A 21,672-nucleotide genomic window follows, 5' to 3' on the forward strand; every position below is an offset into this window, starting at 1 on the left:
ACTCTTCAATTTAAGATTTTGTTCGGCTCAATGAATACTGAACATTACATAAGTAATGTTTGAATTGACTGTGCTGAATCTTTCGATTCAATGGTCACTTCGTTTCATTGAAACCTAATTTGATACCGAAGTATCGAATTGGATTATCATCAACGAGTGCCCACACAGATTGATAGGTCTATATTGTTAAAGAGCAACTCTTCTTTGTGATTGACATCACTTCGGAAGAGGCGGCCATTCTAGCGAGATAATTTATCGTGTCAAACACTTTCTTCAAATTATTTCGTTTTTCTTTTCAGCCTTATCAACTTCGCTTAAACCCTTCTGAGCCCTTGCCCTGTCGACGAGGAGGCATTATAGAGATCGCGCTCACATTGGCAAGTGTTATTTTTCAAAAATTGCAAAAACAATGGTTAAACGATGAGTTTTCGATCAAACCTTTATTTATTCAACTTTACCCCAAACTCTCACACAACTTATCCACAGAGTTGTGCTTTGAGACGTATTTTTCAAGTACCATAAATAAAGAAAGCTGCTTTATTGCAGCTATCTTTATTAAACTTAACCTAAACTCTATTTAAAGAGTATTATGGCTATATGCCAGACCCATCTTGTTCAGAGCCATCATCTTCGTGTAGGCCACATTCTCGCTTTAAGCCAAAGAATCGAGTTTCTTCCTCTGACATTCCCGGCTCCCATTTACGAGTGGTATGTGTATCACCAACTGAAAGGTAACCTTCATCCCACAATGGGTGGTATTTAAGGCCGTGTTGTTCTAAGTAGTAATGAACGTCTTTATTAGTCCAATCAATTACTGGTAGAAATTTAAACACACCGTTCTGAATTGATAGAATCGGTAAACCTGCACGAGATTTACTTTGCTCTCGACGCAGTCCAGAGAACCACGTTCCAACATTAAGCTCTTTTAACGCTCGACGCATCGGCTCAACTTTATTGAGCTTGTTGTATTTTTCAATTCCCTCTACGCCTTGCTCCCATAATTTTCCATATCGAGCTTCTTGCCAATTCGCACTTTCCTTGGCTCGATAAACTTTTAAATTTAGGTTGAGAGCATCTGTCAGCTCATCGATAAATCGGTACGTCTCAGCAAACAGGTAACCAGTATCGGTTAGAATGACGGGGATGTCCGCTTTGGCGCGAGTAACTAAATGAAGCATAACCGCGGCTTGAATACCAAAACTAGAAGAAACCGCGAACTCGCCTTCTAGATTATCTAAAGCCCACGCTACTCTCTCTTGTGCTGAAAGCTTTTCGAGCTCGACATTAATTTGAGCAAGACGGAGGATTTGCTCCGTCTTTGTTAATGTCAGTAACTCTGTGAGCTCCAGCTTGGATGCTACAGAATCAAGCATGAAAGTCCCTCTTTGATACGAGCACTTCTTGGATAATGCCAGCACGAATAGTGAAATCGCCAAAGGCTTCGCCTTCTTCACGCTCTTTCGACCATCGAGCCACCAGCAGATCAATCTCTTCTAAGATTTGCTTATCCGTGATGTTCTCTTTATACATTTTTGGTACTCGAGTACCGGCACGGTTACCACCTAGGTGCAAGTTGTAACGACCCGGCGCTTTGCCAACTAGACCAATTTCAGCCAACATTGCGCGACCACAACCATTTGGACACCCAGTTACACGCAAAATGATGTTGTCATTTTCTGGTAGGTTGTGCTTCTCCAGAATCCCCTCAACATCAGTAACAAACTGAGGAAGGAAACGTTCAGCTTCTGCCATCGCTAGCGGACAAGTTGGAAAAGCAACACAAGCCATTGAGTTCTTACGCTGTTCACTTACGCCGTCGTCCATTAAGCCATGTTCACGAGCGATCTTTTCAATCTTCGCTTTTTCGTTTTTAGGTACACCCGCAACAATTAGGTTTTGGTTTGCTGTCATGCGGAAATCGCCTTTGTGGATTTTGGCAATTTCAGCAACACCCGTCTTAAGTGGTTTACCTGGAAAGTCTAATAAGCGACCATTTTCGATGAAAAGCGCTAAATGATATTTACCATCAATTCCTTCTACCCAGCCAATACGGTCACCACGTTCTGTGAATTCATATGGACGGCTTTGCTCAAACTTAACACCAGCACGTTTCTCGACTTCCGCTTTAAAGACATCGCTACCTACACGATCCAATGTGTATTTGGTTTTTGCGTTCTTACGGTTTGAACGGTTACCCCAGTCGCGCTGAGTTGTTACTACAGCTGCGGCAACATCAAGTGTCTTGTCCAGCGGAATAAAGCCAAAGTCGTCAGCGCGGCGCGGATAAGTTGATGTATCGCCATGCGTCATCGCTAAGCCGCCGCCGACCAGGACGTTAAAACCAACCAGCTTGCCGTTATCTGCAATCGCTACGAAGTTGAGATCGTTAGCGTGTACATCTACGTCATTTTGCGGTGGGATAACCACTGTGGTTTTAAACTTACGTGGTAAGTAGTTCTTGCCTAGAATCGGTTCGTCTTCTTCTGTGCTTTCTACTTTTTCACCGTCTAGCCAAATCTCTGCATAAGCGCGCGTCTTTGGTAATAGATGCTCACTGATCTTCTTCGCCCATTCGTAAGCTTCTTGGTGTAACTCTGACTCCACTGGGTTAGTGGTACACAACACGTTACGGTTTACATCACCCGCGGTTGCAATCGAATCAATGCCAATACTGTTGAGCGTTTGATGCATCAACTTAATATTCGGTTTTAATACCCCATGAAACTGGAACGTTTGGCGAGTCGTCAGACGAATACTTCCATATAAAGAGTGCTCCGTTGCGAACTTGTCGATCGCTAACCATTGCGTTGGCGTGATGATGCCTCCAGGCATACGAGCACGAAGCATCACATTATGTAATGGTTCCAGTTTTTGCTTTGTGCGTTCATTACGGATATCACGATCGTCTTGTTGATACATACCGTGGAAACGAATTAACTGGAAGTTGTCGGCAGTAAAGCCACCTGTAATAGGGTCCTGTAAATCTTGCTCAATAGTGCCACGTAATAAGTTGCTTTCTCGCTTCAGGCGCTCGTTATCAGATAGCGGCCCTAACTCTTCACCTAATACAACCTGCTTATTATTGTCCGTAGAAAAAGTCATTAGTAAACATCCCTCTGATAACGTTTCGCTTTACGTAGGTCATTAATAAATTGTTCTGCATCGTCACGCGGCATCTTGCCTTCTTGTTCAGCAACGATAACCAATGCGTCGTGCACATCTTTTGCCATACGCGTTGCATCACCGCAGACATAGATATAAGCGCCTTCTTGGATCCACTGCCACACTTGAGCTGCGTTTTCTAAGATGCGATGTTGTACGTAAACCTTTTCTACTTGGTCACGACTAAAGGCAACATCCAATCGGCTTAGTACTCCTGACTTGAGATACTTTTGCCATTCCACTTGGTACAAGAAGTCTTGAGTGAACGTGCGATCACCAAAGAACAACCAGTTTTTGCCTTCAGCATCGCGGTTTTCACGTTCCTGAATAAAGCTACGGAATGGTGCGATCCCTGTGCCAGGACCAACCATGATAATTGGAGTACTATCATCTTCCGGCAGTTTAAAGTTGTTGTTATGCTCAACAAATACTTTAACTTCATCTCCCTCTTCGAGACGCTGAGCTAAGAAACTAGACGCACCACCATATCGTTTTTCGTCGTTTTGTTCGTACTCAACCAAAGCAACCGTTAGGTGTACTTCTTCATCGACCTCTTCTTGGCTTGATGCAATAGAGTAAAGGCGTGGAGTAAGACGACGAAGCAAACCAATCAACTCATCTGCGGTTAACTTGGTTTTCTTTTCTGCCAGTACATCAACGATTTGAGTATTTGCAGAGTACTCGCGAAGCTTATCTTTATCTTCAACTAACTTTTGTAGCTTCTTGCTACCGGATAACTCGGCAAACTTTGTGATGAGCTGCGGGTTAGATGTTGTGATTTCATATTTACTCACGAGAGCACTGTGGATTGACAAGCTTTCACCATCAACGTCAACAGTCTCAACCCCAGACAAACCGACCTTACCAAGAATGGCATTTGCAAGTTCCGAGCTATTTTCAAACCACACACCTAGTGCATCACCTGGCTGATACGTTAAGCCCGAGCCTTCTAAGTCGATTTCTATATGACGAACGTCTTTTCCAGAGTCACGGCCCGTGATTTTTTGACTGGTCAGTAACGTCGCAGTGTACGGATTTTGTTTATTGTAAGGAGAGTGCGCAGTCGCAGCTTGACCCACAGGAAGTTGAACCACATCCGCTTCAGAGCCAGAAGAAAGTGTATCTTTTACCTTGTCTAACGCATTCTTACGCCATTCAGTTGCGGGGGCTTCATAATCCACATCGCAATCAAGACGCTCGATAAATGGAGTCGCGCCTAGCTTTGATAGGTAAGTGTCGAAGTCTTTACCGGTCTGACAGAAGAACTCGTAGCTAGAATCTCCCAATGCAATAACACCATATTGCAGGTTTGGCAGCTTAGGAGCCTTCTTCGATTGCAAAAACTCATGTAGCTCAATGGCATTGTCTGGCGCTTCGCCTTCGCCGTTAGTCGATGCCACAATAATGACATGCGTTTCTTTGGCTAAGTTTTTACCTTTGTAATCGCTTGCATCAAAAAGTTCGACTGCAATTCCTTCTGCTTTTGCTTCCTGTTCCAGAGCTTCAGCAACACCTTTAGCATTGCCCGTTTGGGAAGCAAAAATAATACTCAACTTACCTGCTGGCTTCGCTGATACGGCTGCCGTTGCTTGTGCAATTGGAGTTACCGCTGTGTTTGGTTGATTTTGAGCTAATCCCCAAAAATACCCACTGACCCAAGCAAGTTGCTGTGAAGACAACTCAGAGACAGTTTGTTGGAGTGAGCTAATTTGTTGGTCATTCAGAGGGCTTGCGATTGGAGGATTTCCTCCTTGCCCATTATTATCTTCAGACACATTCTTGTGAGAATACTCATTCTTTTGAAAAGACATTATCACGACATCCCTATTCATTGCGTGACGATAGAGTACCCACTCTCCTTAATAACAAGAAAGAATAGAAGTGAATGTTTTATAACTTTTTGGAAGTAAGAACGGCTTACTTTTTGCTCATCGATCTTCAATGCGGACTTGTTGAAAGCCTACTGCCATTGCCGATTTTGACGCAGTATCCAAATCTTCATAAAGACATTCTTCGCCGTGACTGTCCGTTAGAAAAACAAAACCACCGCGCGCATGTCTGAACTCTACAACCCAACCACCCTCTTGGATTGCAGGCTCAATAATCGCTTCGATAAGCTGATTTTCACGGAATAGATGTCTTAGTTCATTTATTGTCATCGCTATCCCTGCTTTAACTTTCACATTGCTCCTAGGTAAGCATGGTCTAAGTCAGCCAAATAGGGAGAAATTTCGATTAGATATAATGAAGTGATATAAAAAAACGCCGCTTATAAAGCGACGTTTTAAGTAAATCGAATATCTAACATGGCTGAATTTAGAACGCGTATTCCGCACTCACAAAGAAGCCGTTAGCAAAAATAAACTCTTTCCCTAGATCCGACATGAATTTATCGGACTCTAAATCAATCACACGGTAACCTCCACGAAAAGCCAGTCGAGCTTTTTCGAGCGGTACATTGTATTGAACACCTGCCATGAAATCGGTGCTTTTGATACCTTTGTTGTCACCAAAGTTTATCTCACCAATCACATCAAAGTTTGTATCCGGAACTTGAATTTCTGCGTAACCATACCAAGCCCAAATCAGCTCATCAAATTCTTCTACACGCCTGCTTGAGCCAGCATCAATGTATTTAGTGTCACTTAAATTACTGAACGTGAGACCCGCATCAAAGTGCAATAAATCATGCTCTAGAACGTGGTAATACAAGGTTAAATCGAGCTTATCGAACCCCATGTAATCCGCATCAACACTTGAGTAACGAAGGCGCGCATTAGGGACATATTTAACATCATGTTCAATCGCCGCGTAAAAAGTGCCTGCGGTACTGCTATCTCGTCTCACTTCATTAACTTTAGTGTCGGCAACCCATACCTCTGCGCCGACTTTTGTCGATACAGAGTACTCTGCAAAAACAGGAAAAGATACTGCCAACGATAATGCCGTTAAAGCGATGTTCGCTTTATTTGTCATGTAGTATTTACTCCGAGATAGCTGATATTCACGTAGAGGACGTGAGAGGAAATATACCATATTCTCACGCCTCTCCATCAACTAAATGATGTTACTCATTATTTATAGCGGGGCTGAGCGACGTAATTCTTGAAGAACCAAATACCCAATGCAATCACGATTAACCATGGTAATAGTTTAAGTACCGCTCCAACCATTCCCAGTAAAAACATCACAACTAACGCAATACCAGTTGCTGCGAATACGGTCATCATTGTGATACCCGTAACCAACAAGGTCGCCGCAAAGACTAAAATAAAGATTAGCTCCAACATAATCACTTCTCCATTTGTTTTCAATAAACAGAGCAGTTTCCATACCAACTTATAGAGAAGAATTTAAGATTATGATTTTTAATAAAAAAACAAAACCAGAGGCATTTCTGCACTCTGGCTTTATCATTCTTTAGTTGGTAATTTTAGCCATTCACTGGCGAATTTTACACATTCAATTCTTTTGGAATCTTAGCTAGCGCGTCTTGCAATACTTCTAGACCAGAACCTGGTTTGTGCGCATTTTCACTGATATGACGACGCCATTGACGAGCACCGGGCATGCTTTGGAACAAACCTAACATGTGACGGGTAATGTGACCAAGGTACGCACCTTTCGCTAATTGCGCTTCAATGTATGGGTACATCTCTTCAACAATTTCGCTGCGTTTCTTCACTGGAGCGTTAGAGCCAAACAACTCTTGGTCTACCGATGCCAGTAGATATGGGCTTTGGTATGCTTCACGACCAATCATCACACCGTCAAGATGCTGAAGATGTGCTTTTGCTTCTTCTAATGACTTCACGCCACCGTTAATCGCAATCGTTAGGTGTGAGAAGTCTTGCTTCAATTGGTAAGCGCGTGGGTAATCCAATGGTGGGATCTCACGGTTTTCTTTTGGGCTTAAACCACTTAACCAAGCTTTACGAGCATGGATAGTGAACTGCTCACAGCCACCCTTTTCTGAAACAATAGAAACGAAATCCGTTAAGAACTCGTAAGAATCTTGATCATCAATACCAATGCGAGTCTTGACTGTTACAGGGATATCGACCACGTCTTTCATTGCTGCGACACAATCCGCAACTAACTGCGGTTCAGCCATTAGGCAAGCACCAAATCGACCGTTTTGTACGCGGTCAGATGGACATCCCACATTTAGGTTAATCTCATCGTAGCCACGCTCTTGCGCTAGCTTGGCACACGTAGCCAAATCTGCTGGGTTTGAACCACCAAGTTGAAGGGCTAACGGATGCTCTTCTTCGTTATAAGCCAGGAAATCTCCTTTTCCATGAATGATCGCACCTGTCGTCACCATTTCAGTGTACAGCAGGGTTTCTTTGGTCATTAAGCGATGGAAGTAGCGACAATGACGATCAGTCCAATCTAACATTGGTGCTACGGAGAGCCTGCAAGAATGAGTCATGATATAAACACCCGTTTTTATGTTGCCAAGGTCGAGCGCAGCAGTACGCTCAAAAAATAAGTCGGGTATTGTATACCCAAGCACCTCTGGGTGCTAGTTTCAGCGAGAATGATTTGGTTGGCTGACTAGCCAAGTGCTTAGGAATACGCAGAAGTAATACGAATCTGTCATTCGTTGATTCATTCTGTGATGATTATTCCGCCTTCACACCACCACCGACTTGCTTTAATTCATGATTTTCGTTCTGATAGTGGGTAAAATGAAGCATTTCTAAACGAACTTCGTATAGAAATGATTTATCATAGAGCACGTCCGATAGTTATGGTGAAAGGTTTGAACCCAACAATCATTGAACAAATTGAAAGTATCTGCGCAGAGCGTGGAGTACGACTGACTCCGCAACGCCGACGCGTATTTGAACTCATTTGTTCTAATCGCCGCGCCTCAAGTGCGTATGAGCTATTGGAGCAACTAAAAGAGAGTGAGCCTCAGGCTAAGCCGCCCACTGTTTATCGAGCATTAGATTTTCTCCTAGAACAAGGCTTCATCCACCGAGTGGAATCGACAAATAGCTTTATTACTTGTTGTTCTTTCAATACTCAGCAGCACTTTTTCCAATTACTAATTTGCGATAAATGTGGTGATGTCGTTGAACTCGAAGATGAGACGCTGATATCCTTGTTAGCCGAAAACGCCGAGAAGCATGGATTCAAACTGACCAACCAAGTTATTGAAACTCATGGTGAATGCCAGGCCTGTTCCTCCGAGACGAAAGAAAAAGTATAGAAGAACGTTATGCGCGCTGAATTTGTAAACCCGTTTTTAGCTTCTTTAATGAACGTGCTAAAAACTATGGCTTCTCTTGAGCTGAAGCCACAAAAACCGCGAATCAAAAAAGATGAGATCGCACGAGGTGACGTTTCTGGTCTGATTGGTATGGTAGGCCCACAAACTCGTGGTTCAATGTCGATCACCTTTGATGAAGCACTCGCCCTAGAAATCATGCAGAACATGCTTGGTGAACGTCCAAATGGGCTCAATGAAGAAGTGACCGATATGGTGGGTGAGATCACCAACATGGTTACTGGTGGTGCGAAACGCATTCTGGCGGAAAGTGGTTTTGACTTTGATATGGCAACACCGGTTGTGGTTTCGGGCCGAGGTCATACGATTCGCCACAAGTGTGAAGGCTCAATTATTATCATGCCTTTCTCTTCCCAATGGGGAAATGCCTTTATCGAAATTTGCTTCGAATAAAAGAGAAAAAATAGGTTGGCACTGGCCAACCTATTTTGTTTTTGCCTCAGGCAATAAAAAGGTCAGCATTTGCTGACCTTTTCTTTATCTATTCAAACATTAAGCTTTGAACGCTTTAAATGCGTTGATTAGACCGTTTGTTGAGCTGTCATGCGAGCTGATTTGAGACTCGTCTGCAAGCTCAGGTAGGATTTGGTTAGCCAGTTGTTTACCTAGCTCCACGCCCCACTGGTCAAAGCTGAAGATATTCCAGATAACACCTTGTACGAAAATTTTGTGTTCGTACATTGCGATCAAGTTACCTAGCGTACGAGGCGTGATTTGCTTCACTAGAATAGAGTTTGTTGGACGGTTACCTTCAAACACTTTGAATGGCGCAATCGCTGCCACTTCTTCAGCATTCTTACCTACTTTCACCAACTCTTCTTTCACGGTTTCTTCATTTTTACCAAACGCTAGAGCTTCAGTTTGCGCGAAGAAGTTAGACATCAGTTTTTGGTGATGATCGCTAGCTGGGTTGTGGCTAATTGCAGGTGCAATGAAGTCACATGGGATAAGCTTAGTACCTTGGTGAATTAGCTGGTAGAACGCGTGCTGACCGTTGGTACCTGGTTCACCCCAAATGATTGGGCCAGTTTGGTAAGTTACAGCATTGCCGTCACGGTCAACGTATTTACCGTTTGATTCCATGTTGCCTTGCTGGAAATATGCTGCAAAACGGTGCATGTATTGATCGTAAGGTAGGATAGCTTCTGACTCCGCACCGTGGAAGTTGTTGTACCAAATACCAATCAAAGCAAGAATCACTGGAATATTGCTTTCTAGATCTGTTGATACGAAGTGCTTGTCCATCTCGTGAGCACCATCAAGCAGCTCAACGAAGTTGTCGAAACCTACTGCTAGTGCAATTGATAGACCGATCGCAGACCATAGTGAGTAACGGCCACCAACCCAGTCCCAGAATTCAAACATGTTCGCTGTATCGATACCAAATTCAGACACGGCTGTCGCGTTTGTTGAAAGCGCAGCAAAGTGCTTAGCCACATGAGCCTGATCACCCGCCGATTCTAGGAACCAATCACGAGCAGTGTGCGCGTTAGTCATGGTTTCTTGTGTTGTAAACGTCTTAGACGCGATCAAGAATAACGTCGTTTCTGGGTTAACTTTCTTCAACGTTTCAACGATGTGTGTACCATCAACGTTAGATACGAAGTGAAGGTTTAGATGATTTTTGTATGGCGCTAGAGCTTCCGTCACCATGTAAGGGCCAAGGTCAGAACCGCCGATACCGATGTTCACAATATCGGTAATTGCTTTGCCTGTGTAACCTTTCCATTCACCGCCGATAACGCGCTCAGTGAATGATTTCATTTTTTCTAGAACCGCGTTCACTGCTGGCATTACGTCTTCGCCATCTACCATAACTGGAGTATTAGCGCGGTTACGTAGTGCAGTGTGAAGAACAGCGCGACCTTCTGTTTGGTTGATCGCTTCACCACTGAACATCGCTTCAATTGCAGATTTCAGCTCGGTCTCTTTCGCAAGAGCAAACAGGTGCTTCAGAGTTTCCTCATTGATGAGGTTCTTTGAGTAATCGACTAGGATGTCTGAGCCGAAACGTGCAGAGTATTTGTCGAAACGCGCTGCGTCTTGAGCAAACAGCTCTTTAAGATCCATATCTTGTGCAGATTCGAAATGCGCCGTTAGCGCTTTCCAAGCTTGTGTTTGCGTTGGATTGATATTTTTCAACATGGTCTTTATCCCGATGTTACAGTAGGTTCCATTCCTTACAGTCTAGCGAAAACTGTGGAATCCCCGATTTAGCAAATAGAATATAAATTAGATGTTTGGGCAAATTGCCACAAAACAAGTCTTTGTAATTTTTTTTCAGGCGCCAATTATGACCGAGAGCTTTTACACTCACATTGAGTTAGGTCACGTTCCCTGCCCTGAAATTGAACATTCATTTACGATGACAAGAATCATATCATTTACTAATGACAGGCTCTAATTGGAATAGGATAGACGCCAATTTATAAATTTCCAAAGGAACACGTATGTGGGCACAAAAAACACTGCAATTAAAAGCGAGAAGCCGCGGTTTTCACCTGATAACTGATGAAATTGAACAACAATTACCACAAATAAACGAACTTTCAGTAGGTTTATTACACTTATTTATTCAGCACACCTCCGCCAGTTTGACCTTAAATGAGAATGCTGATCCAACCGTGCGTATGGACATGGAAGCGCACTTCAATAAGTTTGTGCCAGAGCGTGCTCCTTATTATCAGCACACCTATGAAGGTGACGACGACATGCCGGCACATATTAAAGCATCACTGCTTGGCAGTAGTGTGACGGTACCAATCCAAAATGGTCGATTAGCTTTAGGAACATGGCAAGGTATTTACTTGGGTGAGCATCGAGACTTTGGTGGCGGCCGCCGCGTTATTGCTACGATTAACGGTGAGTAGATAAAACAAAGGCTAACCTTGGGTTAGCCTTTCGTTGTTTATTTGGAGTATTCCATCTCGACGCGAGGCGTTAGCTTAGTCACGAGTTCATACGCAATCGTACCAATGTGACCCGCCACTTCTTCTACTGGGAGCTCTTTCCCCCAAAGAATCGCTTCGTCGCTGACTTTATCCGTTGCGTCTGGTCCCAAATCGACCGTCAGCATATCCATGGAAACTCGACCTGCAATAGGTACTTTACGGCCATTAACCCACACCGGCGTACCGTTTGGAGCACTTCTTGGGTAACCGTCGCCATACCCTACAGCGATGACCCCAACTTTTGTATCTCGCTCACTGGTCCAAATACCACCATAGCCAACACTTTCGCCCTTCTTCACTTCACGTACCGCAATAAGGTGGGATTTAAGTGTCATGACAGGCTGATACCCAAGATCTTGCGCCGTTTTGTCATCGAATGGCGACACACCATACATGATAATACCCGGACGAACCCAATCTAAATGGCTTTGAGGCCATGCCAATAACCCCGCAGATGCCGCCAGTGAACGTTCCCCTTGGCAACCAGAAGTCAACGATTTAAACAGCTCAATCTGTTGTGGGGTAATATCGCTATCCAGCTCATCTGCACAGCCAAAGTGGCTCATGTAACGCAACGGTTTCGCTACATTTGGACACTCCTTCAGCCGCGTTACAAAGTCGTCATATTGTTCAGGACGAACCCCAAGGCGGTGCATGCCACTGTCAATCTTCAGCCACACGACAACCGGAGTTTCAAGGTCTGCTTGCTCCAAGGCGATAAGCTGCTCTTCACAGTGCACCACGGTTTGGATGTTGTTCGTCACAAGAACAGGTAAATCACCAGGAGAGTAAAAACCTTCTAGCAATAGAATCGGCTTTACTACTCCACAAGCGCGCAGTTGCAATGCTTCTTCAATGCGAGCCACGCCAAACGCATCCGCATGGTTAGCATGTTTTGCGACATGACGTAATCCGTGACCATAACCATTGGCCTTGACGACAGCCATCACTTTACTTTGTGGCGCTTGAGCTTTTACGCGCTGTAAGTTGTGCTGCAACGCAGACAAATCAATGCACGCCTTGGCCGCTTTCATATAGCTCATGGAATTACTCATCATCAATATCGAATGCAGGACCCGCGTAGTTGTCGAAACGCGAATGTTGACCTTGGAAAGTGAGGCGAACAGAGCCGATAGGACCGTTACGCTGTTTACCAATAATGATTTCGGCCGTACCTTTGTACGGACTATCTGGGTGATAAACCTCATCACGGTAGATGAACATGATCAAGTCGGCATCCTGCTCGATGGAACCGGATTCACGCAAGTCCGAGTTTACTGGTCGTTTATCCGCACGTTGCTCTAGGGAACGGTTTAGCTGCGACAGTGCCACAACAGGCACATTTAGCTCTTTTGCCAGCGCCTTAAGAGAGCGAGAGATCTCAGCAATCTCAAGAGTACGGTTATCGGTTAACGAAGGCACGCGCATCAACTGAAGGTAGTCGACCATGATCATCGATAGACCGCCATGTTCACGAGCGATACGGCGAGCGCGCGAACGCACTTCGGTCGGAGTTAGACCAGAGCTATCATCAATGTACATATTTTTCTTCTGCATCAGGATACCCATAGTAGAAGAAATACGCGCCCAATCTTCGTCATCTAGCTGACCCGTACGGATCTTGGTTTGGTCTACACGAGACAAAGAGGCCAACATACGCATCATCAACTGTTCAGCTGGCATCTCTAACGAGAAAATAAGTACGGGCTTTTCTTGTTGCATGGCCGCATTTTCACACAAGTTCATCGCAAAGGTCGTTTTACCCATCGATGGACGCGCTGCGACAATCACCAAATCAGAGCCTTGCAAACCTGCGGTTTTCTTATTGAGATCTGTGAAACCGGTATCGACCCCCGTAACACCATCTTGTGGCGTTTTATACAACAACTCGATACGTTCTAACGTCTTTTCGAGGATGTTGTCGACGTTTTGTGGTCCTTCGTTTTCACTAGTTCGAGACTCGGCGATAGCAAAAACTTTACTCTCCGCCATGTCTATTAAATCTTCAGAACTGCGACCTTGAGGGTCATAGCCCGCGTCCGCAATTTCATTCGCGACACCAATAAGGCCACGAACAATCGCACGCTCAGCGACAATATCAGCATACGCATTGATGTTAGCTGCACTTGGCGTATTCTTCGCCAAGTCAGCGAGGTAAGCAAAACCGCCTACATCTTCTAACAACTCGTGACGCTCTAGATACTCCGATAAAGTAATAAGATCGAGAGGTTTACCCGCTTCAAGAATGGTTTTTACACCTTCAAAAATCAGGCGGTGTGGACGACTATAGAAATCACTGCTCACAACACGTTCGGCAACGGTGTCCCAACGTTCATTATCCAGTAAAAGACCACCAATTACTGATTGCTCGGCTTCTAGTGAGTGAGGTGGCACTTTGATTGCGTCGACCTGACTGTCTGAAGGTTTGCGATTTCTGTTTTCCGCCATGACTTTGCTCGATAACTACTATTGACCCACGATTATAACCTTAACCTAACTGAGATGCTTCCCCGAAGCGACAATTACTTGTTAAGAAATCATCATGTGAACCACCCAGGTAATAGCCTGGTTCTTCCGCCTAGCTCTAATAAAAATTAACCTACCATTGACCCAACCAAATATCTGTATCAGTATCATGCCCCTCCTTTTTGATTACGTTCGAGGTTGATGTGTCCCGATACTGGTTACTTAGCTTTAGCCTACTGTGCGCTAGTGCATCGTATGCTGACGAATCAGTACAGCCAGAGCAAAATATTGATGTACCCGACCCACTAAAAACCGAGGTGGAGTTCGGCTATCAAGCTCACACAGGTAACACGGACTCTCGTTCCCTGAATGCTCGTTTGAGTGCTGAATATACGTCAGGTCGACACCGTTCTAATGGTGAATGGAAGTACTACAACTTGTACAAAGACGGTGAAGAAGACAAACGCTCATCCACCTACTCCCTACAGAGTGACTACAAGTTAGGCCCTAAGACATATTTGTATGGCAGCTTTAAAGGGGTGGATTCTCGCTACAGTGCTTATTTTAAAGACTATACGTTGTCAGGTGGTTTGGGTTACCAGTTCTCCTACACTGAGAACTTCATTTTAGAGGTAGAGGTAGGCCCTGGTTTTCGCTATCAAGAGCCAAACTTAGACGAAATAGATGATGACGATATTGTCTTTCCCGATATCGTTAGAGAAGGCATTTTTCGAGGAAATATCAACACAACTTGGCATGCGTTGGATAATTTAAGTTTCGCAGCTGATATTACGTTGGTAACAGGTAGAAGTAACACACGTACTGATAGTGAACTCAGTGTAACCAATGATATTACTGAAGATATTGCACTGAAACTGGCGCACTCTCGTCAGTATCACGATAAAGTGCCTGAAGGCTTAAGCAAAGCAGACAGCGTATTTTCCGTTAATTTACTTTTCGCTTTTTAACCCTTTTTCTCTCAGTTTTAGAAATAAAAAAAGCACCTCCAAGGAGGTGCTTTTTAGTATTTCGTCTTGATACTGAATTACTCAGCAGCAACAACTTGTAGGTTCACAGTTGCGAAAACTTCAGAGTGAAGTTGAACGCTGATCTCGAACTCACCAGTTGTACGTAGAGCACCTTCAGGAAGGCGAACTTCGCTCTTAGCAACTTCAACGCCTGCAGCTGTGATAGCGTCAGCGATGTCACGAGTACCGATAGAACCGAATAGTTTGCCTTCGTCACCAGCTTTAGAAGCGATAACTACAGCTTCTAGAGCGTTAACTTTCTCTGCGCGAGCTTCTGCAGCAGCTAGTTGCTCAGCAACTTTAGCTTCTAGTTCAGCACGACGAGCTTCAAACATTTCAACGTTAGCTTTAGTTGCCATAACTGCTTTACCTTGTGGGATAAGGAAGTTACGAGCGTAGCCAGATTTAACGTTTGCAGTATCGCCAAGACCACCTAGGTTACCAATTTTATCAAGTAGAATAACTTGCATTGCTTAATCCTCTTTCTTAATAAAATGAACCGATTACTGATGCTTGTCAGTGTACGGTAGTAGAGCTAGGTAGCGTGAACGCTTGATAGCACGTGCTAGTTGACGCTGGTACTTAGCGCTTGTACCAGTGATACGGCTAGGTACGATTTTACCAGCTTCAGTGATGTAGTTTTTAAGAGTTGCTACGTCTTTGTAATCAATCTCTTGTACGCCTTCTGCAGTGAAACGGCAGAATTTACGACGACGGAAGAAACGAGCCATGGGCTATCTCCTGATCTTAAATTTGAGTAATGTTGTCGGCGTGTAACACTAATTTTCCCACGCCATTTCGGCCGGTTTGATAAGTGACAAAACCACTTACCTTAATGTTACTGCCTTGAACTAAATTCTGAGTTAGTGCTTGTGACCCAAGCCCGCTGACGACTACCGGCATACGACAATAAACTTGTCGAGGTAAGTCAGCTTCGATAATAGTAGAGCGATGCTCCAGCCAAAACCGACAGTGTTCAATGCCACCAGGGCTTTTACTACGAATGGGCGGTTTGGCAATGGTGCCGCTCAGCTCCATTCGATTGGCCATAAGAAAACTTACTCAGCAGCTTCTGACTTAGCTTCAGGCTTAGCTTCAGAACGCTCTTCACGACGTGGAGCACGCTCTTCTTTTTGCTTAAGCATGATAGATTGCTCAGTGATCGCTGCTTTAGTACGCATGATCATGTTACGTAGAACTGCATCGTTGAAACGGAAAGCAGTTTCTAGCTCATCAATTACAGCTTGGTCAGCTTCAACGTTCATAAGAACGTAGTGAGCTTTGTGAAGCTTGTTGATTGGGTAAGCCAGTTGACGACGGCCCCAGTCTTCTAGACGGTGGATTTTACCGCCAGCTTCAGTGATTGAACCAGTGTAACGCTCGATCATGCCAGCAACTTGCTCGCTTTGATCTGGGTGCACCATGAATACGATTTCGTAATGACGCATTGGTTGCTCCTTACGGATTATTCAGCTTCCACAAATGGCTCAGTCGTCCAGAGGAAGCAAGGAACTAAAGATAATTGACTGAGTTTAAGGAGCACGAATAGTACAGAAAGGGCGTAAAATAGGCAAGTGATTATTTGCTCATCGCAGCGGATATTTAATTTCTTCTAATACTAGAAAACACAAAGGCTGCCAACAACATGGCAGCCTTTAAAATCAGTGTGTTATTGCGCTGGCTTATCGGTGCTTATTTAACTTCAGCCAGTTCAGCGCGCATTTGATCGATCACTTGTTTGTAATCTGGCTCACCGAAAATCGCCGAGCCTGCGACAAACATGTCTGCGCCCGCTTCTGCAATTTCACGAATGTTGTCAACCTTTACACCGCCATCGATTTCTAAGCGGATATCACGACCAGACTCGTCAATCATCTTACGAACGGCACGCAGTTTATCTAGTGTATGAGGAATGAATGATTGACCACCAAAACCAGGGTTTACCGACATCAGTAGAATCATGTCGACTTTATCCATAATAAACTCAAGACTTGCAAGTGGCGTTGCTGGGTTTAGTACCACACCAGCCTGACAGCCGTGCTCTTTAATTAACTGCAGTGTACGGTCTACATGATCAGAAGCTTCTACATGGAACGTAATCATCGACGCACCCGCTTTTGCGAAATCAGGAATAATACGGTCAACGGGTTTCACCATTAGGTGAACATCGATTGGCGCCGTGATGCCATAATCGCGTAGTGCTTTACACACAGGCGCACCAAAAGTCAGGTTTGGTACATAGTGGTTATCCATAACGTCGAAATGCACCACATCCGCACCCGCTGCGAGTACTTTTTCTACATCTTCACCGAGACGAGCAAAATCTGCCGATAAAATGGATGGAGCAATAAGAAAATCTTTCATACCTGACCTCAGTAGTAATGAGCAAACAATCTGCGCGCAATTCTACCGAAGCCAGTGGGGAGATCCACTATTTAGATATAATAGTGTGAGAATTAAGAGTTTGATTTATCCATGTCTGGGGCATGAAAAAGCGCAAGTAGCTCATCAACTTTATTACGACCGTTACCATTACGGCTAATGGTACGCTTTACTTTAACCACATTAAGATCCGCACCGTGATACAACCGACGTGTCAAGGTAGTGTCGTGGTTAGAAATCAACACAGGAATGCCACGTTCAGTCGCTGTTCTTTCAGCAATGTCGGCTAATGCAGCTTGGTCGTCCAACGTGAAACCATTACCTGCGTATGAGGTGAAATTTGCCGTATTTGAAAGCGGCGCATAAGGTGGATCGCAATACACGACGCTCCCTTTGCGCGCACGACGAAATGTTTCAGGATAACCTTCACAAACGAACGTAGCTTTTTTGGCTTTTTCTGCAAAAAACTCCAGTTCCGCCTCAGGGAAATACGGCTTTTTGTAAGAGCCAAACGGTACATTGAAGCCACCTTTTTTGTTGTAACGGCATAGGCCATTAAAACCAAAGCGGTTCATATACAAAAACGCTAAAGAGCGGTACATCACGTCATCGGTTTTATTAAATTCAGCGCGAATGTGTAGGTAGGCTTCTTTGCGGTTGTTCTCAGCGACAAACCAACGCTTCGCTTCAGAGATATACTCTTCAGGGCGTTCTTTCAGCAGGTTGTACAGATTGATCAAATCTGGATTGATATCTGCAAGTAGATAATGGTCATAATCGGTATTCAGAAACACTGAGCCCGCACCAACAAAAGGTTCAACTAGCTTTCGAGCCGGCGGCAAATGACGTTGGATGTCTTCAACCAGTCCGTATTTTCCTCCTGCCCATTTAAGAAAGGCTCGTTGCTTTTTCATCTACTGCTCTATCTATCGACCAAAAATTAAGGCTGCGGAATGTAACATATTTTTCAGGGAAGCTCAGGTTTATTTCACTCGTTCAATTTCACGGTGAACCTGACGGAGTGATTTTGCCCAAGGACTCACCGACTTAACCGAATCTGGCAAGCTTGCGACGGCATCACGAGCCATTTGAATTGTCGGATAATCTTGATATGTGATGATATACCACTCGGTGTCATTACGAACGGTAGGATAAATTCGCACTTGATTATTCAGTTGATGCTCATTGAGAAAGGATTGTACATCTTCCATTGAGGTCATAGCTGCGAGTTGTAAAGTGTAAGCTCTTGGCGATAGCGCTTTTAGTTCTTCACGAGCAAATGAAAACTTCACAACAGGTTGGTTTGCGTCACCCTCTTCTGACTGAGCAGGTGCTTGCGTCATATCTTGATTCGGTTTTACGACTTTAATCAAAGGGGAGCTAGTTTCATCGGCGGTTTCTGTCTTCTCAGTACCTACGACATCATCAATCGCTTTTGTGTCTGCTGAATCAGCTTTACCTTCAAGCAATGCATCGACCACATTCGACTCAATCACCACTCTTTGTTGATTGTCATCACTGCCTACGCTCGCTACTTCTTCTGTCACTGCTGGCGGTAATGAATCAGAATCATCAACCGCACCAGACTTATCAGGACTGCTAGAGCCATCGGTTACAGGTTGCAGTGAAGACTGCGCTGCACTGATTCCTGACTCTTCAAAAGTTGGAATAGCCGTTTGCTCTAAACTGCCAGCAATTTGCTGCGCTTTATCATCAGGACTTGGTTGACTAAGCATCCACCAATAGCCACCAGCAGCAAGCAACAGTAAGACTAATACCACCAACGCAATATTCAGGGGTGAACCGACAATCGAGCGGATAATGATCCTTTTTTCCACTTTCATCTCTCCTAACGCCATGATGTCACCCGGTACTGGGTCGACTTTTTTAAATGCATCTCGAACCCGTTTCTCAGACTCATCATCGACGTAGCGCGCAACAAGTGACTCAAAGAAACGACGAGCTTCCACTTCGGACAACATATCAATATCAAGCTCAACAGGCTTTATCTCTTGTCCATAACTGAGACGTGCTAGCAAACCGTCTAAACGTCCAGACTGTGTAAACAGTAAGACATTGATGGTCCAATTTGGCTTATGGTGCGCCTCTAAGACCAGCATCCAAAGCTCAGAGATAAGTGTCTCACTCAATAAATGCGCATCATCTACAACAATTGCAATGTCACACGGCTCATCACCTAAAAGCCTTTCAAGGCTATCAAGTAAAGGCTCTTGCTGATTAAACAATGCGTCTGAAACCAGTTGATTCAAAATAAGGACGCGATGCTGCACATCGTCTTGATTAGAATGACAAAGTAACAAACATTGATTCTTGTTACTGGCACCCACTTCAAGGTATCGCTGCGCTAACCAAGATTTCCCGTACCCATCATGACCATTAATCGCAATGAGATTGGAACCAAAGTTAGTCAGTAGACCTAATCTATCAAGCAACTCGATTTGAGAATCTAATTCCAGTACGTGAGCAACACTCATCTAATAACCTTAATACACTACAAGAATGACGCCCAAAGGCGCCATTACAAGGTTAAATATCGCGACCGAAGTCTATTGCCTGTTTGAGTACGTCTTGTGTCGTATCAGCAATTACCTCGGCAGTGCCAATGCCTGTAGGCAAAACCAATCGTAATTGACCAGAGAGGACTTTCTTATCTCGCATCATGTGCTTGATGAAGTCATCGAAATTCATACTGTCTGGAGTATGCACAGGCAGTTTTGCACGACGCAAAATCGCAACAATACGCTCAAATTGCTCTTCCGAGATCAGACCACGTAGATGCGACGTTTTGGCCGCCATAACAGTGCCGGAAGATACCGCTTCACCATGCAGCCAATTGCCATAGCCAAGTTCCGCTTCAATCGCATGACCAAAGGTGTGACCTAAGTTAAGCAAAGCACGGATGCCCGACTCTTTCTCATCCTGAGCCACCACTTCCGCTTTTATTTCACAGCAACGTGCGATCGCATAAGTTAGTGCTTCTTCATCCAACGCATACAAGCGCTCAAGATTGTCTTCTAACCATACAAAAAAATCTGCATCGTAAATAATGCCGTACTTAATGACTTCGGCGATACCCGCAGCGAACTCACGTTCAGGCAACGTCGACAGGCAGTTGGTATCAATGATCACTGCTTTAGGTTGGTAAAACGCACCTATCATGTTCTTACCCAACGGATGGTTAACCGCGGTTTTTCCACCAACCGAAGAGTCCACCTGGGATAGTAATGTGGTCGGTATTTGAATAAAGTCGACCCCACGCTGGTAACAGGCAGACGCAAAACCCACAAGGTCGCCAATAACACCACCACCTAACGCGATGATCACAACATCACGAGCATAACTCCCTTCCAGTAAGAAGTTCATTACTTGATTAAATACATCCAAGTTTTTGTACTGTTCACCGTCAGGCAATTCTAACAAGGATGCACTACAACCGAGCTGCTCGAGTTGCTTTAAAATTTTGTCTGCATACAAAGGCGCCACTGTGACATTACTGATCACAACAACTTTTTGTTTTGCATTTTTGTTTGAGAGAACTTGAGAGAGGTACGCCGGGTCCTCAAATAACCCGGCGCCAATAGAGATTGGGTAGCTACGCTCAGCTAGGTTGACCGTAATCCGTTCCATCGGTTTGCTCCAATTAAAAAAAAGATAAAGACTTATCTCTCTTCTAGCATTTTTACGATCTGGTTGGCTACCACTTTTGCACTTTGATCGTCAGTGCGAACAGTGTAATCCGCTACTTCTTCATATAAAGGATTACGTTCTTCAGCTAATTGCTCCAATACTTCGCGAGGGTTATCCGTTTGAAGTAAAGGACGCTTCTTGTCGCGGTTTGTACGCGCAAGTTGCTTTTCAATCGTCGTTTCTAAGTAAACAACAACACCACGTGCCGAAAGACGATTGCGGTTTTCTTTGCTCTTAACAGAGCCACCGCCAGTCGCAAGCACGATGCCTTGCTCTTGTGTTAGGTCTTCAAGTACCGCTTCTTCACGCTTGCGGAAGCCTTCTTCACCTTCTACATCAAAAACCCAAGAGATGTCTGCACCAGTGCGTTCTTCGATCACTGTATCGGAGTCAACAAACTCCATATGCAGTTGCTGTGCTAGATGTCTACCAATTGTACTTTTGCCGGCGCCCATTGGGCCAACAAGGAAAATATTACGTTTCTCAGCCATGTTTAGCAGTAATTTACAACATTGATTCAATAAGATCGCCACAAGAAAACACAGCTAAACTGCTGTTCTACAAGGCTTGTGGCACCAGTTCCTCACAGATAATTCGTGATAAGACCCGAAATTATCCAAGCATGGTGCCACTATTGCAACTTTATTTTTGATTTAATCAGTTTTTCCCGAGACAG

General features: G+C 44.4%; 23 protein-coding genes. 4 read left to right on the forward strand and 19 right to left on the reverse strand.

Going from position 1 to position 21,672, the window contains the following annotated elements:
- Positions 1 to 593: 593 nt before the first annotated feature.
- The 7 genes from R8269_RS19255 to dusA form a co-directional block, all read right to left on the reverse strand.
- Positions 594 to 1,373: a phosphoadenylyl-sulfate reductase gene (locus R8269_RS19255; protein ID WP_005382748.1), complete on the reverse strand. Its 780-nt coding sequence runs from the start codon at positions 1,371 to 1,373 to the stop codon at positions 594 to 596.
- Positions 1,366 to 3,102: an assimilatory sulfite reductase (NADPH) hemoprotein subunit gene (gene cysI, locus R8269_RS19260; RefSeq protein ID WP_047104170.1), complete on the reverse strand. Its 1,737-nt coding sequence runs from the start codon at positions 3,100 to 3,102 to the stop codon at positions 1,366 to 1,368. The genes R8269_RS19255 and cysI overlap by 8 nt, the downstream gene beginning before the upstream one ends.
- Entirely contained in the window at positions 3,102 to 4,973 is a 1,872-nt protein-coding gene (locus R8269_RS19265) for an assimilatory sulfite reductase (NADPH) flavoprotein subunit (RefSeq protein WP_005381262.1), read from the reverse strand. The genes cysI and R8269_RS19265 overlap by 1 nt, the downstream gene beginning before the upstream one ends.
- 117 nt (positions 4,974 to 5,090) lie before the next feature.
- Positions 5,091 to 5,321: a hypothetical protein gene (locus tag R8269_RS19270; protein WP_005381264.1), complete on the reverse strand. Its 231-nt coding sequence runs from the start codon at positions 5,319 to 5,321 to the stop codon at positions 5,091 to 5,093.
- Between the two features lie 157 nt (positions 5,322 to 5,478).
- A complete protein-coding gene (locus tag R8269_RS19275; RefSeq protein WP_053307553.1) occupies positions 5,479 to 6,138 on the reverse strand; it encodes a TIGR04219 family outer membrane beta-barrel protein in 660 nt (219 codons plus the stop codon).
- A 98-nt stretch (positions 6,139 to 6,236) separates the two neighbouring features.
- Positions 6,237 to 6,452, reverse strand: coding sequence for an envelope stress response protein PspG (gene pspG, locus R8269_RS19280; protein ID WP_005381266.1), 216 nt, complete (start codon positions 6,450 to 6,452; stop codon positions 6,237 to 6,239).
- Positions 6,453 to 6,616: 164 nt separating this feature from the next.
- On the reverse strand, positions 6,617 to 7,597 hold the full coding sequence (gene dusA / locus R8269_RS19285) for a tRNA dihydrouridine(20/20a) synthase DusA (protein WP_017821727.1): 981 nt from the start codon (positions 7,595 to 7,597) through the stop codon (positions 6,617 to 6,619).
- A 321-nt stretch (positions 7,598 to 7,918) separates the two neighbouring features.
- Here dusA and zur point away from each other — a divergent pair, with 321 nt between their 5' ends.
- Together zur and R8269_RS19295 are read left to right on the forward strand one after the other, a co-directional pair.
- Positions 7,919 to 8,383: a zinc uptake transcriptional repressor Zur gene (gene zur / locus R8269_RS19290; protein WP_005381268.1), complete on the forward strand. Its 465-nt coding sequence runs from the start codon at positions 7,919 to 7,921 to the stop codon at positions 8,381 to 8,383.
- A 9-nt stretch (positions 8,384 to 8,392) separates the two neighbouring features.
- Positions 8,393 to 8,854 (forward strand): chemotaxis protein CheX, encoded by a 462-nt coding sequence (locus tag R8269_RS19295; RefSeq protein WP_005381269.1) that lies wholly within the window; start codon positions 8,393 to 8,395, stop codon positions 8,852 to 8,854.
- 99 nt (positions 8,855 to 8,953) lie between these two features.
- On the opposite strand, the gene pgi is transcribed toward R8269_RS19295, so the two are convergent.
- Positions 8,954 to 10,606: a glucose-6-phosphate isomerase gene (gene pgi / locus R8269_RS19300; protein ID WP_005381270.1), complete on the reverse strand. Its 1,653-nt coding sequence runs from the start codon at positions 10,604 to 10,606 to the stop codon at positions 8,954 to 8,956.
- Positions 10,607 to 10,911: 305 nt separating this feature from the next.
- On the opposite strand from pgi, the gene R8269_RS19305 reads away from it, so the two are divergent.
- The gene (locus R8269_RS19305; protein ID WP_005381271.1) at positions 10,912 to 11,331 is read left to right on the forward strand and encodes a secondary thiamine-phosphate synthase enzyme YjbQ; all 420 of its coding nucleotides are present in this window, start codon (positions 10,912 to 10,914) and stop codon (positions 11,329 to 11,331) included.
- Positions 11,332 to 11,369: 38 nt separating this feature from the next.
- Here the strand turns inward: R8269_RS19305 and alr are convergent, their stop codons facing one another.
- Together alr and R8269_RS19315 are read right to left on the reverse strand one after the other, a co-directional pair.
- The gene (gene alr / locus R8269_RS19310) at positions 11,370 to 12,446 is read right to left on the reverse strand and encodes an alanine racemase (RefSeq protein WP_005381272.1); all 1,077 of its coding nucleotides are present in this window, start codon (positions 12,444 to 12,446) and stop codon (positions 11,370 to 11,372) included.
- 13 nt (positions 12,447 to 12,459) lie between these two features.
- Positions 12,460 to 13,860 carry a replicative DNA helicase gene (locus tag R8269_RS19315; protein WP_005382759.1) on the reverse strand — a complete coding sequence of 467 codons (1,401 nt, stop codon included), beginning with the start codon at positions 13,858 to 13,860 and terminating at the stop codon, positions 12,460 to 12,462.
- 221 nt (positions 13,861 to 14,081) lie between these two features.
- Here R8269_RS19315 and R8269_RS19320 point away from each other — a divergent pair, with 221 nt between their 5' ends.
- Positions 14,082 to 14,846, forward strand: coding sequence for a DUF481 domain-containing protein (locus R8269_RS19320; protein WP_005381276.1), 765 nt, complete (start codon positions 14,082 to 14,084; stop codon positions 14,844 to 14,846).
- A gap of 77 nt (positions 14,847 to 14,923) precedes the next feature.
- On the opposite strand, the gene rplI is transcribed toward R8269_RS19320, so the two are convergent.
- From rplI to aroK, 9 genes are all read right to left on the reverse strand, one after another.
- Positions 14,924 to 15,376 carry a 50S ribosomal protein L9 gene (rplI, locus tag R8269_RS19325; protein ID WP_005381278.1) on the reverse strand — a complete coding sequence of 151 codons (453 nt, stop codon included), beginning with the start codon at positions 15,374 to 15,376 and terminating at the stop codon, positions 14,924 to 14,926.
- A 33-nt stretch (positions 15,377 to 15,409) separates the two neighbouring features.
- On the reverse strand, positions 15,410 to 15,637 hold the full coding sequence (rpsR, locus tag R8269_RS19330) for a 30S ribosomal protein S18 (RefSeq protein ID WP_000090472.1): 228 nt from the start codon (positions 15,635 to 15,637) through the stop codon (positions 15,410 to 15,412).
- A 16-nt stretch (positions 15,638 to 15,653) separates the two neighbouring features.
- On the reverse strand, positions 15,654 to 15,956 hold the full coding sequence (priB, locus tag R8269_RS19335; protein ID WP_005381298.1) for a primosomal replication protein N: 303 nt from the start codon (positions 15,954 to 15,956) through the stop codon (positions 15,654 to 15,656).
- A gap of 8 nt (positions 15,957 to 15,964) precedes the next feature.
- Positions 15,965 to 16,354 carry a 30S ribosomal protein S6 gene (rpsF, locus tag R8269_RS19340; RefSeq protein ID WP_005381299.1) on the reverse strand — a complete coding sequence of 130 codons (390 nt, stop codon included), beginning with the start codon at positions 16,352 to 16,354 and terminating at the stop codon, positions 15,965 to 15,967.
- A 244-nt stretch (positions 16,355 to 16,598) separates the two neighbouring features.
- On the reverse strand, positions 16,599 to 17,270 hold the full coding sequence (gene rpe, locus R8269_RS19345) for a ribulose-phosphate 3-epimerase (RefSeq protein WP_005381300.1): 672 nt from the start codon (positions 17,268 to 17,270) through the stop codon (positions 16,599 to 16,601).
- A gap of 92 nt (positions 17,271 to 17,362) precedes the next feature.
- Positions 17,363 to 18,202 (reverse strand): Dam family site-specific DNA-(adenine-N6)-methyltransferase, encoded by an 840-nt coding sequence (locus R8269_RS19350; protein ID WP_005381301.1) that lies wholly within the window; start codon positions 18,200 to 18,202, stop codon positions 17,363 to 17,365.
- Between the two features lie 69 nt (positions 18,203 to 18,271).
- The gene (locus R8269_RS19355) at positions 18,272 to 19,783 is read right to left on the reverse strand and encodes an SPOR domain-containing protein (protein WP_053307552.1); all 1,512 of its coding nucleotides are present in this window, start codon (positions 19,781 to 19,783) and stop codon (positions 18,272 to 18,274) included.
- A gap of 52 nt (positions 19,784 to 19,835) precedes the next feature.
- Positions 19,836 to 20,936 (reverse strand): 3-dehydroquinate synthase, encoded by a 1,101-nt coding sequence (gene aroB, locus R8269_RS19360; RefSeq protein ID WP_005381318.1) that lies wholly within the window; start codon positions 20,934 to 20,936, stop codon positions 19,836 to 19,838.
- Between the two features lie 32 nt (positions 20,937 to 20,968).
- Entirely contained in the window at positions 20,969 to 21,487 is a 519-nt protein-coding gene (aroK, locus tag R8269_RS19365; RefSeq protein WP_005381319.1) for a shikimate kinase AroK, read from the reverse strand.
- Positions 21,488 to 21,672 lie beyond the last annotated feature (185 nt).

It is taken from the genome of Vibrio sp. Vb0667, from assembly GCF_033391095.1.